Origin of the sequence: Paraburkholderia sp. Tr-20389, from assembly GCF_017104565.1 — a bacterium.
Taxonomy (GTDB): Bacteria; Pseudomonadota; Gammaproteobacteria; order Burkholderiales; family Burkholderiaceae; genus Paraburkholderia.
Genome location: NZ_JAAGPD010000001.1, coordinates 464,555 through 479,164, shown reverse-complemented (window position 1 = coordinate 479,164; position 14,610 = coordinate 464,555). Strand labels below are relative to the sequence as shown.

The 14,610-nt window shown below is 62.0% G+C and carries 13 protein-coding genes; 3 read left to right on the top strand and 10 right to left on the bottom strand.

The genetic code is table 11. The features are described from left to right. Positions 1–157: 157 nt before the first annotated feature. Together G3N95_RS02140 and G3N95_RS02135 are read right to left on the bottom strand one after the other, a co-directional pair. Positions 158–1,306, bottom strand: a complete 1,149-nt coding sequence (locus G3N95_RS02140; RefSeq protein ID WP_205968296.1) for a branched-chain amino acid ABC transporter substrate-binding protein — start codon at positions 1,304–1,306, stop codon at positions 158–160. A 208-nt stretch (positions 1,307–1,514) separates the two neighbouring features. After that, a complete protein-coding gene (locus G3N95_RS02135) occupies positions 1,515–1,835 on the bottom strand; it encodes a hypothetical protein (RefSeq protein ID WP_205968295.1) in 321 nt (106 codons plus the stop codon). A 110-nt stretch (positions 1,836–1,945) separates the two neighbouring features. Here G3N95_RS02135 and G3N95_RS02130 point away from each other — a divergent pair, with 110 nt between their 5' ends. After that, entirely contained in the window at positions 1,946–2,764 is an 819-nt protein-coding gene (locus tag G3N95_RS02130) for a flagellin domain-containing protein (protein WP_205968294.1), read from the top strand. A gap of 279 nt (positions 2,765–3,043) precedes the next feature. On the opposite strand, the gene G3N95_RS02125 is transcribed toward G3N95_RS02130, so the two are convergent. Beyond that, positions 3,044–3,805 (bottom strand): SDR family oxidoreductase, encoded by a 762-nt coding sequence (locus tag G3N95_RS02125; protein WP_205968293.1) that lies wholly within the window; start codon positions 3,803–3,805, stop codon positions 3,044–3,046. Between the two features lie 76 nt (positions 3,806–3,881). After that, positions 3,882–4,724, bottom strand: coding sequence for a DMT family transporter (locus G3N95_RS02120; RefSeq protein ID WP_205968292.1), 843 nt, complete (start codon positions 4,722–4,724; stop codon positions 3,882–3,884). A gap of 106 nt (positions 4,725–4,830) precedes the next feature. Between G3N95_RS02120 and gcvA the strand changes: the two genes are divergently transcribed. Beyond that, positions 4,831–5,718: a transcriptional regulator GcvA gene (gene gcvA / locus G3N95_RS02115; protein WP_205968291.1), complete on the top strand. Its 888-nt coding sequence runs from the start codon at positions 4,831–4,833 to the stop codon at positions 5,716–5,718. 18 nt (positions 5,719–5,736) lie between these two features. On the opposite strand, the gene G3N95_RS02110 is transcribed toward gcvA, so the two are convergent. The 3 genes from G3N95_RS02110 to G3N95_RS02100 form a co-directional block, all read right to left on the bottom strand. Next, positions 5,737–6,870 (bottom strand): MFS transporter, encoded by a 1,134-nt coding sequence (locus tag G3N95_RS02110; RefSeq protein ID WP_205968738.1) that lies wholly within the window; start codon positions 6,868–6,870, stop codon positions 5,737–5,739. Positions 6,871–6,902: 32 nt separating this feature from the next. Next, a complete protein-coding gene (locus tag G3N95_RS02105) occupies positions 6,903–7,685 on the bottom strand; it encodes a DeoR/GlpR family DNA-binding transcription regulator (RefSeq protein ID WP_205968290.1) in 783 nt (260 codons plus the stop codon). Positions 7,686–7,768: 83 nt separating this feature from the next. Further along, positions 7,769–9,445 (bottom strand): long-chain-fatty-acid--CoA ligase, encoded by a 1,677-nt coding sequence (locus G3N95_RS02100; RefSeq protein ID WP_205968289.1) that lies wholly within the window; start codon positions 9,443–9,445, stop codon positions 7,769–7,771. A 274-nt stretch (positions 9,446–9,719) separates the two neighbouring features. On the opposite strand from G3N95_RS02100, the gene G3N95_RS02095 reads away from it, so the two are divergent. Beyond that, positions 9,720–11,213, top strand: coding sequence for a UbiD family decarboxylase (locus tag G3N95_RS02095; protein ID WP_205968288.1), 1,494 nt, complete (start codon positions 9,720–9,722; stop codon positions 11,211–11,213). Between the two features lie 45 nt (positions 11,214–11,258). Here the strand turns inward: G3N95_RS02095 and G3N95_RS02090 are convergent, their stop codons facing one another. The 3 genes from G3N95_RS02090 to G3N95_RS02080 form a co-directional block, all read right to left on the bottom strand. Continuing rightward, positions 11,259–11,717, bottom strand: a complete 459-nt coding sequence (locus G3N95_RS02090; RefSeq protein ID WP_205968287.1) for a ribonuclease — start codon at positions 11,715–11,717, stop codon at positions 11,259–11,261. A gap of 117 nt (positions 11,718–11,834) precedes the next feature. Continuing rightward, a complete protein-coding gene (locus G3N95_RS02085; RefSeq protein ID WP_205968286.1) occupies positions 11,835–12,179 on the bottom strand; it encodes a BON domain-containing protein in 345 nt (114 codons plus the stop codon). 321 nt (positions 12,180–12,500) lie between these two features. Further along, positions 12,501–14,174 carry an alkaline phosphatase family protein gene (locus tag G3N95_RS02080; RefSeq protein WP_205968285.1) on the bottom strand — a complete coding sequence of 558 codons (1,674 nt, stop codon included), beginning with the start codon at positions 14,172–14,174 and terminating at the stop codon, positions 12,501–12,503. Positions 14,175–14,610: the final 436 nt, after the last annotated feature.

Below are 14,610 nucleotides of genomic sequence, written 5' to 3'. Positions count from 1 at the left end.
GTCATGCGGGAAATGCATCGCGCGGTTGAACATTGTCTTTCTCGTTTCTTTCAGAATTCAGACCGGTCGACTCCGCCGGCGGATGCAACGCGTCGCGGCGCCCCGCAAGGCGCCGCGACGACAGCCTGCCCGGAAGCGGCAGGCCTTGCATGAACCATCAGAGGCCGCTTACGGTCTTGACCGTCACCCACTGGCCGTTCTTCACCTGGTAGACCGTGGACGAACCGTTCTTCAGCGAGCCGTTCGCGTTGAACTCGATATGGCCTGTAATGCCTTCGAAGCTGATGCTCTGCAGCTTCGCGCGATAGTCGTCGGGCTTCGTCGAATTGGCTGCCTGCATGGCCTTGATGGCCGCCCACGCCGCGTCATAACCGAACGGCGCGTACGAGAGCACGTCTTCGCCGAACTTCTGCTTGAAGCGTTCGGCGAACTTCGCGCCCACGGGCGTGCTGTCGAGCGGACGGCCGTATTCCCATGCCATCGCGCCTTCGGACACGTCGCCCGCGAGCTTGATGAAGTCGATGTCCTTCACGCCGCCGCCGCCCACGTACTGCGCCTTGATGCCGAGCTGATTCATCTGCTTCATGATGCCGGCCGCCTGCGGATTGAGGGCTCCGACGAAAATCAGATCGGGGTTCTTGGCCTTGAGGTTCGTGAGCTGGGTCTTGAAGTCCGTTGCCTGGTTCGTCGTGTACTCGCGATCGATGATGTCACCGCCGTGCGCCTTGACCGCCTTCACGAACTCGTCGGCTTCGCCCTGGCCGAACGCCGTACGGTCGTCGATCACGGCGATGCGCTTGGCCTTCGTCGTCTCGACCGCATAGGCGCCCGCGGTGCCCGCGTTTTGCGCGTCGCTCGAGATCACCATGAACATGTTCTTGAAGCCTCGACTGCTGATGGTCGGGTTCGTGGCGGCGGGATCGATGTCGGGCAGGCCCGCTTTCTCATAGAGATTCGAAGCGGGGATGGTCGTACCGGAGTTGAAGTGGCCGACAACGACCGACACGCCTTCGTCAATGAGCTTTTGCGCGACTTGCACACCGACGCGCGGGTCGGCCTGGTCGTCTTCCGCGACGAGCTGGAACGTGACGGGCTGGCCATTGATCTTGATGCCTTGCGCTTTCGCGTCGTCGAGCGCCATTTTGACGCCGTTCTCCAGATCTTTGCCGTAGTTGGCGTTCGGTCCGGTGAGCGGCGCGGCAAACCCGACTTTTACGACGGTGTCCGCGTGCGAGGCGAGCGGTGCAACAGCGAGAAGTGAACCGACTACAACTGCGATAGGGGAGAGACTTTTCGTGAAACGCATGTTATTTCCCTTTGTCGTCAAGCATGAGGTCACTGCCAGGTCGTGCATGCCGGCATTGCTCACCGCCTGCGCGCGTGCTGCGCGAGCGCGGCGGCGGCCGGTGCACGGCTCTTGTCCGCATCAACTGCGTGTGAGGCTCCTCTCTGGTAGGCGCGGTATCGGTCGAACTGCTCCGGATCAGAAGCGCCGCAGCGGTCGCCAGAAGCGACTATAGGAAGCCAATATCGTTTGGTCTTGACCGCTGGCGACGATTCCAATGCGCATTTCGGCACAGCCCGACCGATCCAGGCAATCGGGACAAATACTCCCGGGCGTGCGGTGCAGCGGCCGGATCGGTGGTGACGGACGTTACTTCAATCCGTCCCGTGCGGCCGGAAATCGCCCAGGCCGAACGAAAAAGGCGCTGACCGATACGGGCGCGATCGGTGGGCAAGATCATGCCGTCCGGAGTTGGCTGCGGGGTTGAAAAACGCTGCGCCTTCCGACCCTCGTTACGCTTCAATCCGATGAAAAAAAAGTCGTCATGCATCGGTAAAGCTGCGGCATTTCCGGCCGTAATCCTTGAAACAAGCTTGATGAGCCTTTGGATGGCAAAGCTTGTCGCCGTCAACAGAACGGCAATTTGAATTGGGGAAAGAAATGCTGAACATCAACACCAACATCGCTTCGCTGACCGCACAGAACAACCTGTCGGGTTCGCAAAGCGCACTCTCGCAGGCAATCAATCGTTTGTCGTCGGGCAAGCGTGTGAACACCGCTGCCGACGACGCGGCAGGTCTCGCGATTTCGACGACGCAAACGGCGTCGATCAACGCGCTGACGCAAGGTTCGTCCAACGCCAACAACGGCATCTCGATGGTGCAAACCACGAACGGCGCGCTGCAGTCGGTGGTCGACAACCTGCAACGTATCCGCCAGCTGGCCGTGGAAGCAGGCGACGGCTCGCTCGACTCGAACGCACTGGCGAACCTCCAGTCGGAAGTGTCGACACGCCTCAACGAAATCACGCGTGTCGCGCAACAAACGACGTTCAACGGTGCGCAGGTGCTGAACGGTATCGGTTCGGTCAACTTCCAGATCGGCGCGTTCAACGGCCAGCAGATTACGGCCAACTTCGGTTCGCAGAAGTGGGACGCGGGCAGCCTCGGCGTCAGCGGCCTGTCCGTTTCGACGGCTTCGGGCGCTCAAGCAGCAATGAGCACGATCGACAGCGTTCTGACGAGCGTGAACACGTTCCAGGCAACGCTGGGTGCAACGCAGAACACGTTCCAGGCTGCCATCTCGACGACGAACACGCAAGCGACGAACATGAGCGCAGCCCGTTCGCAGATCACCGACGCGGACTTCGCGACGGAAACGGCGAACCTGTCGAAGGCTCAGGTTCTGCAGCAAGCGGGTATCTCGGTTCTGGCGCAAGCGAACTCGATGCCGCAGCAGGTTCTGAAGCTCCTCCAGTAAACGTAACGACGGGCGGCGCGCAGTATGGCGCCGCAAACCGGAGCCCCGTCGCGATGTACGTGAGCGAAGGGGCTCAGCAGCACTGTGCACACCGTTTCCGGCGATCCTCTAGCGTCCTCGTAAGCGTTGGCGTCGGGACGGTTCGTCCTGGTCGCGGCCCAGAGCGGCCGCGGCTTTTTTGGATCAGAGCGGCACACCGAACTGACGACCGTCAGACATCCGTGCGCACATGTCGGGCCGCCTCGCGCGGGCGACATGTACAAGGCCGCATCCTGTTGCTCACTTGCCGCCCGTGACGTCGAGAAACGTGCCGGTGATGAAGGATGCCTCGGCGCTTGCCAGCCACAGGATTGCCCGCGCCACCTCTTCGGGCTGACCGCCTCTTCCCATCGGGATTGAATCCTTCACGCGATCCACCCGTCCAGGCTCGCCGCCGCTGGCATGCATTTCGGTGTAGATGTGCCCGGGTCGAATGCAATTGACGCGTATTCCGTCCCGCGCGACTTCTTTTGCAAAGCCGGTCGTGAATGTTTCGACGGCGCCCTTCGACGCCGCATAGTCGACATATTCGTTCGGGCTGCCGAGCCGCGCCGATGCCGACGAGATGTTGATCACGGACCCGCCGCGCCCGTTGTGAAGCCGGGACATCCGCTTCGCCGCTTGCTGCGCGCAGAGGATAGGGCCGATCGCGTTGACCGCGAAAATACGCTGCATCCGCTCGAATGCGAGATCCTCCAGCCGGGACTGCTGCGCGATGATCGCGGCGTTGTTCACCAGCACATCGATCCGGCCGAACTCGCGGTCGATCGCGGCGAATAGCTGGGCAACCTGCGCTGGATCCGCGCTATCCGCGCGCACCGCTAGAGCCCGGCGCCCGAGCGCTTCGACATCGGCCGCTACCGTAAGGGCGGCGGATTCGTTGGAGACGAAACTGATCGCGACATCATAGCCTTGTGCGGCAGCAAGACGCGCGGTCGCCGCGCCTACGCCGCGACCTCCACCCGTTATCAGAATGAGCGGCGCTTGCGGGACGGTATTCATTGACGAACCTTCATGTGATGGTGGGATAAAAGCCTCGGACGAAGACTCGCCGAGTGCGATGTGCTTTCCGCGCCTCTCAACGGCCCAGACACACCGCTCCGGCCGCGACGACCAGGCAGGCGAGCCAGCGTGTACCGCTGACCGTCTGCCGCAGAAACACTTGCCCGATCAGCACCGCGAACACCACGCTGGTCTCGCGCAACGCCGATACCGCACCCATCGCGCCCGACTGCAGCGCCCAGATCACGATGCCATAGGCCGCGATCGACACCAGCCCGCCGACGAGCGACGAGCCGATCGACAGCGGCTGCGCACGCACGGGTGTCCATAGCGCGGCGAGCCCACGCGCCGCGACGAACAGCACCGGCATCAGCCAGTAGAACAGGAACATCCACGCGGTATAGGCAAGCGACTGTCCGTCGGACAACCGCACGCCGATGCCGTCGATCACGGTGTAAAGCGCAATCGTCGCACCCGTCGTCAGCGCGGCCAGTGCACCAGCGCGCGACACGTGTTGCCCCTGCAAGGCGATCGCGATGATGCCGCCCGATATCATCGCGACCCCGAGCGCATGCGAGGGGCCGATCGCTTCGTGCGCGAAGAATGCTGCGCCGAGCGTGACGAGCAGCGGCGATGAGCCGCGCGCGATCGTATAGGCGACCGCGAGATCGCTGCGGCGATACGACCGCACGAGGCTCACGTTGTAGAAGATATGCACAAGCCCCGAGGCTGCGATGCAGGGCCATGAGGCGCTGGCCGGCAACGGATTGAACAGGACGACGAGCGTGGCGACAGCCGCGATGGCGATGCTCATCCATGTCATCGACAGAAAACGATCGCGGTTGCCGTGCAGGATCGCGTTCCAGCTCGCGTGGAGCAGGGCGGCAAACAGCACGATGCCGCCGGTATAACTGAGCATGTGGGTGTCGGGCCGGAAAGGTGAGCGAAGATAAGCAGGATATCTATCTTGTAGAGGGGCCACAATCCAGATAAATTGACGCGTCACGTTAGAAAAACTATTGCAAATGAAACGGGTCTTACCGCCGCTCAATGCCTTGCGGGCCTTCGAGGCCGCGGGCCGGCTCGGCAGCTTCAAGGAAGCCGCCGCGGAGTTGCATGTGACTCACGGCGCGGTGAGCCAGCAGGTGCGCCTGCTCGAGGAATGGCTTGGCGCATCGCTGTTCGAACGGCACAACCGGCGCGTGACGCTGACGCCGGCGGCGCAGGCATATCTGAAGGAAGTCGGTCCGTTGTTCGAACAGCTTTCTCAGGCGACCGCGCGATACGCTGTGCCCGAAACGCTCGCTCGGACACTGTCGGTGAACGCACCCGCGACCTTCACGTTGCGCTGGCTGGTGCCGAGGCTCGCGCGATTCCGTGCCGGGCATCCTGACGTCGAGGTCAAGGTGGAGACTTCGAACGGGCCGCTGGAGAGTCTCAAAGAAAACTACGACATCGTGATCCGGGGTGGTCCGGACACGTTCTATGGCTACTCGATGCGGCCGTTCCTGTCCGAGGAGCGGCTTCCCGTCGCCAGTCCGGCGCTGTTGCAGCGAGTGCCGCTTCGATCGCCGGCCGACTTGCGGCTGCACACGTTGCTGCACACCTCGAGTCTTCCCAGGCTTTGGCCTGACTGGCTGGCGAGCGCGCAGATTCCCGCGATGAGGCCGGCGGCCACCTTGACCTTCGACCACTTCTATCTGACCTTGCAGGCTGCCATCGATGGAATCGGCATCGCGATGGGCCCGACTGCGCTCGTATCCGACGATCTCGCCGCCGGCCGCCTTGTCGCACCGTTCAGCGGTCCGCGTTTGCCGTCGCGCAGCTATTGCAGTTACGTTCCGGATGAGAAGTTCGGCGATGAGCTGGTCGTGCTGTTCCGTACGTGGCTGGAGCGCGAGGGGATGGGTTGATGGACTTGGACGACCGCTTCACGATTCACGCGTGACGGGGCGCGCGCATACCGGAACGAGACACAGCAGCGCGGCCAACACCCAGAAGGCGCCCGGCAACCCGGCTGCTTTGGAGATGAAGCCCACGCCGGCCGGTCCGGCGAGATGCCCCGCGTAACCTGTCGTCGTGATCGCAGCCACCGCGAGCGTGGATGGCATCGCGCGCTGCGAGCCCGCGCGCCGGAACAGCACGGGCACCACGTTCGATGCGCCCAGGCCGATCAGCACGAAGCCGGCCATCGCGACGACTGCGACCGGTGCCGTCAGCAACACGACGAAGCCGAGGGTGGCGAGCAGTCCGCCCCAGAACATCGTCGCGCGGTCGCCGATGCGCGCGGTAAGCGCGTCGCCGCCGAAACGGCCGGCCGTCATCGCAATTGAGAAGAATATGTAGCCGAGTCCGCCTTGCGGGGCAGCAACGAGTCCCGTGCCGGTGATGAGCAAAGCACTCCAGTCGAGCAGCGCGCCTTCGACCAGAAAGGTGATCGCGGCCAGCCCGGCAATGACCAGCACAATGCCGCGTGGCAACGCAAACAGCGGGCCGTCGCTCGCCTGTGCCGTCACGAGCAGACGGGGGCGCGCCAGCGCGATCGCGGCAACCATCGAAACGGCGCACAGCAGTGTGCTCGTGAGCGTCCCAATGCGCCACGAAAGCAGAAACGTCATCAGCGTTGCACCAGCGAATCCGCCGACGCTGAACAGCGCGTGAAAGCCCGACATCAACGGCCGGCCTTCCGCGCGCTCGACATCGACCGCGTGAATGTTCATCGCGACATCGAGCGAGCCGAGGAACGCGCCGAACGCGAGCAACGCCACACCGAGCGTAAGCGGCGTATCGACGACGCTGAGCAGCGGCAGAACGACGGCCAGCCCCACGCCGCCGGCGACGATGATCGGCTTGCTGCCGTAGCGCGCACTCAGCGCTCCCGTTGCCACCATCGCCATGACCGAACCGAGGCCGATGCATAGCAGCAGGAGCCCGAGCGTGCCGTCATCGACGCCGAGCCGTTGCTTGGCGAACGGAACGAGCGGCGCCCAGCAGGCGACGCCGAATCCCGCCACGAGGAATGCGAGACGCGTTGCAAGCCGGGCCGCCGGCACGCAGGCGGCCATGGCTTCTTGCTCCGAGGAAGTCGATCGCGTGTTCATGGACTGACTGACTCCTCGGTCACGACGACCGATATGCCGGCTTTCGACAAGGCCTGACGTTCTGCACGTGGCAGATCATGTTCGACGACGACGCATTCCAGTTCGCCGATCGTCGCCGCCTTGTAAGGGGCGCGGGTATCGAACTTCTCGGTGAGTGCCAGCACCACGCTGTGTTCGCTCGACGCCAGCACAGCCCGTTTGAAAGTCGCGTCGGCGAGGTCGTATGCGCTGATGCCGCTCTTCGGCGAAATCGCGCAGGTGCCGATGAAGCATCGATCGATATTCATTTGCGCGACCGTCTGCACGGCGTTCGCATCGACGCATCCGCCGACGGCCGCATCGACCGCCCCGCCGATCACGATAAGTTGAATGTCGGACCGCCGCAGCACGGCAGCGCCGATATCGACCGAGTTGGTCGCCACGGTGATGTCGGCCTCTTCGGGCAACAGGTCGACGAGCGCGAGGTTGGTGCTGCCGCTATCGAGGAACAGCAGTTCACCGGGCTGAATCAACGGCAGGGCCGCGCGAGCCAGGGCCGACTTGCGTTCCTGCGCCTTGTCGATGCGGCTCGCCATCGGTACGGAAGCGGGCGTGACGGGCAACGCCCCGCCGTAGACCCGACGGCAGCGGCCCTCGGCGGCCAGCGCGCGCAGATCGCGGCGGATCGCGTCTTCGGAGATATTGAATTCGGCGGCGAGGGCGGCAGCCACGACCGGCTGACCCTGGGCAAGCCGGTTGGCGATCTCGTCGCGGCGGGCGAGTGGGATATCGTCGTTCATGTGCACATGATACCGTGCAACAACAAGAACGTAAACGTGCACAAACGTGCATCTCATTCATGTCGGCGTTTCATGCCCGCGATTCACGCCGACGATAATTCCCGCTGCTGCAACTCGCGCCATTGAACCTTGCCGCTGGCTGTGCGCGGCAGGCTCTCCAGAAACTCGATGGACTGCGGCACCTTGTACGCCGCCATGCGCGTCCGGGCCCACTCGATGATCTGCTGCGCGTCAGCGTGACATCCCGCACGCAGCACCACGCATGCCTTGACGGACTCGCCGCGCCGCGGATCGCGTACGGCGATCACGCAGGCTTCCTGGACGGCGGGATGCTCGAAGAGCATGGTCTCCACTTCCGCTGGAGAGACCTTGTAACCAGAGACGTTGATGATCCTTTTCAAGCGGTCGATCATGAAGAAATAGCCGTCTTCGTCGATATAACCGAGATCGCCGGTGCGCAGGTAGCGCCGGCCGTCCAGTTCGATGAACGCGTCACGCGTGGCCTCCGGGCGTCCCCAGTAGCCTTCGAACACCTGTGGACCGCAGGTTACGATTTCTCCCGGCGTACCGGTTTCGACGGGTTGCAGCGTGTGCGGATCGATGACCCGCGATTCCGTGTCCTGGAGCGGTATGCCGAGGCATTGCCGCTTGCAGCGATCGGGCGGATTGATATGGGTCGCCGCAATGGTCTCGCTCAGACCATAGCCTTCCATATAGGGAATACCGAGCCGACTCTGGATTCGTTGCGCGAGCGCTTCGGGCATGGCCGCGCCGCCGCCCGCGAGGCACTTCAGCGAATGCAGATCGTAGCGATCCAGGTCGGGTTGACTCATGAAGTCGACCATCATCGTTGCGATGGCGATCCATACGCTCACGCGATGCCGCTCGATCAGCAATGCCGCGCAGCGAGGATCCCAGCGTGTCGTGACGACCATCGTCGCGCCGCTCAGCACAGCGGTGTTCATGCATTGCTGCATGCCCGTCACGTGGAAGAGCGGCGCGGTGCAGAGCACGATCGCGTCTTGCGATAGCTGACACCACTGTATGGAGGCGGCAATCACATGCATGGCGGAGCGATGCGTGTGCATGCATCCCTTGGGCGCAGCCGTGGTGCCGGAGGAATAAGGGACGATCGCCAGATCGGAGGGTGTTGCCTGATGTGTCGATGCCGGCTCGTTCGTATCGAGTGCGTCGCGCCACAGGATGACATCGCACCCGTTCGCTTGTGCGGATGATCCAGGTTCGAGATGACAGTGCCGCGGCTCGGACAACACTGCGGGCAAGGGCAGATCAGCTGTGTCGTGCAGGTGCTCGGCATAGCGCGCAACGACGACGTGATGCAGCAGCTCGCCGAACAGGGGCGAGGCGTTCTCGTACAACTCGTCGGCGAGAAGCATGACCCGTGTGCCGCAGTCCTCGACGATATGTCTGAGTTCCGACTGAAGGCTCATCGGATTGATGGGCACGACGGCGGCATCTGCTCGAAGGATGGCGTAGTACGCAGCAATGAATTGCGGGCTGTTCTGCATGTAAAGCGCGACGCGATCGCCGCGCTTTACGCCGCAGCGGTGTTGCAGGAAGCCTGCGAGTGCATCGACGTCGCGTCGCAGCTGCGCATAGCTGATCGCGGTGCCGTAGTAGTGGATGGCTGTCTTGTCGGGATAGCGCGTCGCGGAGACTTCGAGATTGTAGTAAAGAGACGTGCGTGGCGCCTCAACGTGCTGGGAGAGCCTCGCGGGCCAAAACGGTGAGAGTGTCACGCTGCCCTCCGGAATGTGATCATGTGCTCCGTCTGTTATAGAACGGATGGGAGCGAGAGGTTACCTTCACGTGTTAGTACAAAAGACATCGCATTTCGATGAGTGTGGGTCGGCACAGTGCGTCTGGGAATATGGCGTACGACATATCCATCGACCTGCACGGCAACGCGGCTTAAGTAGCCTATTACCTTAATGTCGTGCTATCGAAAGCGCGCCGGATCGAAGCGCACGCGAGTACGATCGCTGATTGGTGGTTTCAATACTGGAGGCGACGATGTCGAATCTTTCTCCATGCTTGAACTTCAGATCGTTCATCGATGAACTGCGGCGGAGAAACGATCTGGTCGACATCCGGCAAACGGTCGATGCCGACCTGGAGATCGGAGCCATTACGCGAAAGGTCTATGAAGACCGGGCGCCTGCGCCGCTCTTCGCATCGATCGAGGGCGCGCAAACGGGGTTCCGTGTATTGGGTGCGCCAGCGGGACTCAATCGACATGCAGGAGAAGAGTATGGTCGGCTTGCGCTTCACTTTGGTTTGCCGAAGTCCGCGAGTCCGCGGGACATCGTCGAACGCATCATCGCCGCTTCGCATTCATCGCCCGTCGATCCGCGCATCGTGGAGACGGGTCCTTGCAAGGAAAACATCTGGCGTGGCTCGCAAGTGGATCTGACCAGATTCCCTGTTCCCTTGCTTCATGCGGCAGATGGTGGTCGGTACTTCGGCACATACGGATTTCACGTGGTTCAAAGCCCCGACGGCAAGTGGGACAGCTGGTCTGTCGCGCGCTCCATGCTGCACGACAGAAACACGCTGGTGGGGCCGGCCATGCCACAGCAGCACCTAGGGATGATTCGCGAAATGTGGAAGCTGCGCGGAGAACCCACACCCTGGGCGATGGCGCTTGGCGCTCCGCCTGCAGCGCTCGCGGTCGCCGGAATGCCGCTGCCCGAGTGGGTGAGTGAGAGTGGGTACGTCGGCGCAATGGTCGGCGATCCCGTTGAAGTCGTCAAAGCCGAAACGAACGATCTTCTCGTGCCGGCTAATGCCGAAATCGTTCTGGAGGGAACGATCAGTCTCTCGGAGAAAGCGATGGAAGGCCCGATGGGCGAGTACCACGGTTATTCTTTTCCGGTCGGACGCGAGCAACCGCTCTTTCACGTTGAAGCCGTGACGTTCAGAAACGATCCTGTCTTGCCGATATGCGCTGCGGGGCTTCCGCCTGAAGAGAATCACACCATCTGGGGAACCATGATCTCGGCTCAGGTGCTCGATCTCTTGCGTCGCGCCAATATGCCGGTGGACATGGCGTGGTGTTCGTATGAAGCCGCCACGTGCTGGATCGTGCTTTCAATCGACACAGCCAGGTTGCGTACGATGCAAACCGATGCGCCGAATTTTGCCAATCTGATTGCCGGGATTCTCTTCTCGTCGCACGCGGGCTGGCTGGTACCCAAGGTGATTCTGGTCAGCAACGACATCGACATCACGGACATCGACGCAGTGGTTTGGGCACTCGCAACGCGGCATCATCCCGCGAAAGATCACTTCGCGTTTCCTGACGCAACGGGCATTCCCCTCGTCCCGTATCTGAGTCCGGAAGAAAAGGCCTCGGGCAAGGGCGGCAAAGCGATTATCAACTGTCTGTTCCCGGAGCAGTTTCGCGGCGAGATGCGTGCAACGGTTGCTTCGTTCAATACCTCGTTTCCTGAAGAACTCAGGCGTTCGGTACTCGCGAAATGGACCACCTACGGATTTCCTGCGTGACTGCCTGGTCACCTATGTATCGTGTGGCGGGATTCGGGGAAGTCCTTATTCGGCAATGCGTCTGAAACTGACGTAGTAATCGTCGGTGTAATAGCAGTCGCCGATCTGTTTGCGCGGTCCACCACATACGACCCGGCGCTGCCCGCGATCCGTCGAGCCTGGCGTGCGAACTGTGTACGCGTGGTAGTAGCCGCGCGGATGCTGCGGCAGCAGCTGCGCACTGTTGCGGAACAGCACGCCGTCCTCGCTAAATGGGTAGGGGCCGCCCGCCTTGATCAGCCGTAGTGTGTCGGCTGCTTCGCCCGGCAACTGTGCTTTGGTTACCGTGCCCAGCAGGCCCGATGCGGCAACTGGGCTGCTCGCAACCTGCGCCGGTTGAGATGCCGCCTCGCTCGCGGATGCCCCCGATGCCTCGGTGGTGCCGTTTTGCGATCCCTGCTTGCCGCATCCGCCGAGTGTCGCGCTGAACGCGACGATACAACAGACAGCCCACGCGCTTTTCACGAAACGGTTCTCCTCTCGTTGATCAGATTTCGACGACCAGGACAAATGAAAGGTATCGCTAATGACGGCGTGAATCAATGATCGGCCGTGAGCATGCACTTTTTACACGGCAACGCGTCAATGTGGCCTGAGATGCAGATCGTTGCTGACCGACAGCACCCCCGGCACGCCACGCGTGACGGCAAGCGCTTTTTGCATCTGCAGTTCCGAATCCACATATCCGGACAACTGGACGACACCTCGATATGTCGCGACGCTCATCGGCAACGCTTTCAGCTCGGGGTCCGCCGCCAGCGACTGCTTCACCCGGGCGGCGAGCGCAGCGTCGTCAGGGACCATCGCACCCTGTGCATTCGAGGATGGCGTCGCCGTCGACTTGCAGCCGTCGATGAACACGACCGCGGGCAACGCGAACGCCGCGACGATCAACAACCGGCTCTTGATGTATAACGCGTTTCGCATATCGGAGATGACATTCAGAATCGTGCACTAAGCAGAGACCGCGCCAGGAAGTCGATGTTCCTGGAAAAGCGCTGAGTGGTGAATTGGGAAGTCGATAGAGGGGCGTTGCGCGAGGCCACACCGTGCACGATGAGACCGAAACGCCTGCCGGTGAATGAATCCGGTGCAGGCTGATGACGTGCAGTCAATGCGGAAGCGGGAGCTTAACCCGGTCTGGGCGCCGGGTCGTACAAAGATGCCGATGGAAAGTGCGCCCTTCCTGCGAGGTCGGCAGGTAAGGGCGCCTGGCGTCATGAATCGACTGACGGTTCCGCTGTGGCGTCAGCTCTTCGGCGGCGTGTCGACGGGCAGACCCGTCTCGGGATCGAGAAAGAGTTTGCGCTCGTAACGGCCGTCACCGCGACGATTGAAGTCGAACATGCCCATGATGCTGCCGGCATGCGCATCGAACGATCCGCCGCCGATACGCTCGCCATCGAGCCAGTTGTCTTCGATGAAGCGCACCACCGACGACTGATCGATCAACGTATGGTCGACGTGATTGTCCTTGGCCCACGGCGAGATCACGACAAAGGGAATTCGCGTACCCGGACCGCAGCGGCCGTTCACGGGTTTGCCGGCAACGCCATCGTGTGCCGAGCCCGTGCCGCAGATACCCGGTGCGTTCAGCTGATCGGCGACTGAATCATACGAGGCGCTCGTCGGCATCGCATACGCGTGGTCGTACCAGCCATCGGAGTCGTCCCAGGCAACGATGACGGCCGTATCGTCCCATTCCTTCTGCTGCTGCAGGAAATTGACGACCTTCGTAACGAACGCCTGCTCGTCGAGCGGATCCGAATAGCCGGCATGGCCGTCCTGGAAGGCCGGCGCCTTCAGGAAACTCACCGCCGGGAAATTGCCGGCCTTCACTGCGTCGAAGAAGTCATCCGTATCGTATTGGTGATTGGCGGGATCGGGCGTCCTGCCGTCCTTTGCCGTGCTGTGTCCGATCGCGCGGAGCGAGCTCGGGCGCAGATGTTTCGGATTCGCCGTCGACGCGTAGTACTGGAACCAGTTGTGGTGCGGAATATAGTCGGCCGTTGCAGAACCGACCACGGCCGATTGCGTGCTGCGTTTGCAACCCGTCGTGCCGTTGCTGTTCGTCGTGGCGAGGTTGAAGCCGCCCATGAAGCCGCCCCACGAAATGTCGCGTGCGTTCAGCAGGTCGCCGATATTCTTGCCCGTCATCAGCGCGGTATCGGTGGTGCTGGAGCAGGTGTCATTGGCCGGGTCGACGTCATTGATCATCGTGAATCCGCCTTGTCCGTCATTCACGTAGTACGAACCCGCAGCGGAAGGCTGCTTCGTGGTCAGTACAACCTTCATGCCGTTGGTCTGGCCGGAGACCACTTCGAGCGCGCCCGGCGTCGACGGACCGTAAGTCGATGTATAGGCGTTGTCGCTCATCGCGAACCGTTGCGCGTAATTCCACAACGCGGTGACGGTATTGCCGTCGTAATAGCCCATTACCTGACCCGCCGTGCCGAATGCGCCTGCGCCGCCCGTCGTGCCCTTGCCTGTGTAGTTGGGGAAGAGATCGGCCGCGCCGTTGTCATACGCCTGCTGTTCGGCCGTGTACGCGTGATTCTGGTCGGCGGTGGCGGCCTGGGTTCGGTCGAGTCGGAACGGATTGGCCGCGCTCGTTCCATTGGCCGGATTCGTGGCGTTGGGATTCTTGTCGAGCAGCCTGCCCGACAGGCCGTTTACCTCGGGCGTGCCGGCCAGCGCGCGGAACGCGGGCTCGCCGGACGGGTTGGTGGCATGCGGGTAGGTCGCAAAGTAGTGGTCGAACGAAACGTTCTCGCCATAGATCACCACCAGGTGCTTGATCGGTGTCGCCGTATGGTTGTCTCGCGGGTGGTTCCGGTCGTGCTCGTCGCCGGCACTCCATGCGAGTGTCGACGCAAATGCAGCAACCGTGAGCGAACCAAGTGCTATCTGACGCCATTGCATATCTGGCTCCTGTTTTTGGATTCATCTTGCGGGGATGAGCGCGACGCGCAGGAGCAGGCACTTCAGGTACCCATCTCGATGCTGGCGCCGTTCAGAGCGGGAAGGCCACGCGGCAGTGGCTCCGCGAAGGCGAAGTCATTAGAGCATCGACGTATGAACGCCAAACGTCAGACTCCTTACGAGATATTTTCTATGGCGAGATTTGGCGAAAGTTCTGGCGGAGGTTTGCTTGGAAAGCAGTGAAGGGCCGCTTGACGCCGTAAAGCACGTGCAATTCGTGCATGTATTCGACGGGTGTCTCGTCACAAATGACAATTGAATGTCGGCCGCGAGATTCCCGCTGGTCGCGAAAGAGTTTCCCTTTTGCGCTCTGTTTTGCAAAGTTTCGGAAATATACACTCCCTCTCCAGTTACATGATGCGAGCCGACCTCTAGC

Bases quoted from the DNA above. Each gene is read 5' to 3' on its own strand.
- G3N95_RS02080 (WP_205968285.1), bottom strand. From the start codon at position 14,174: ATGCAATGGCGTCAGATAGCACTTGGTTCGCTCACGGTTGCTGCATTT.
- G3N95_RS02110 (WP_205968738.1), bottom strand. From the start codon at position 6,870: ATGGCCGCCTGCGTGCCGGCGGCCCGGCTTGCAACGCGTCTCGCATTC.
- G3N95_RS02105 (WP_205968290.1), bottom strand. From the start codon at position 7,685: ATGAACGACGATATCCCACTCGCCCGCCGCGACGAGATCGCCAACCGG.
- G3N95_RS02140 (WP_205968296.1), bottom strand. From the start codon at position 1,306: ATGCGTTTCACGAAAAGTCTCTCCCCTATCGCAGTTGTAGTCGGTTCA.
- G3N95_RS02085 (WP_205968286.1), bottom strand. From the start codon at position 12,179: ATGCGAAACGCGTTATACATCAAGAGCCGGTTGTTGATCGTCGCGGCG.
- G3N95_RS02095 (WP_205968288.1), top strand. From the start codon at position 9,720: ATGTCGAATCTTTCTCCATGCTTGAACTTCAGATCGTTCATCGATGAA.
- G3N95_RS02120 (WP_205968292.1), bottom strand. From the start codon at position 4,724: ATGCTCAGTTATACCGGCGGCATCGTGCTGTTTGCCGCCCTGCTCCAC.
- G3N95_RS02125 (WP_205968293.1), bottom strand. From the start codon at position 3,805: ATGAATACCGTCCCGCAAGCGCCGCTCATTCTGATAACGGGTGGAGGT.
- G3N95_RS02130 (WP_205968294.1), top strand. From the start codon at position 1,946: ATGCTGAACATCAACACCAACATCGCTTCGCTGACCGCACAGAACAAC.
- G3N95_RS02135 (WP_205968295.1), bottom strand. From the start codon at position 1,835: ATGCATGACGACTTTTTTTTCATCGGATTGAAGCGTAACGAGGGTCGG.
- gcvA (WP_205968291.1), top strand. From the start codon at position 4,831: ATGAAACGGGTCTTACCGCCGCTCAATGCCTTGCGGGCCTTCGAGGCC.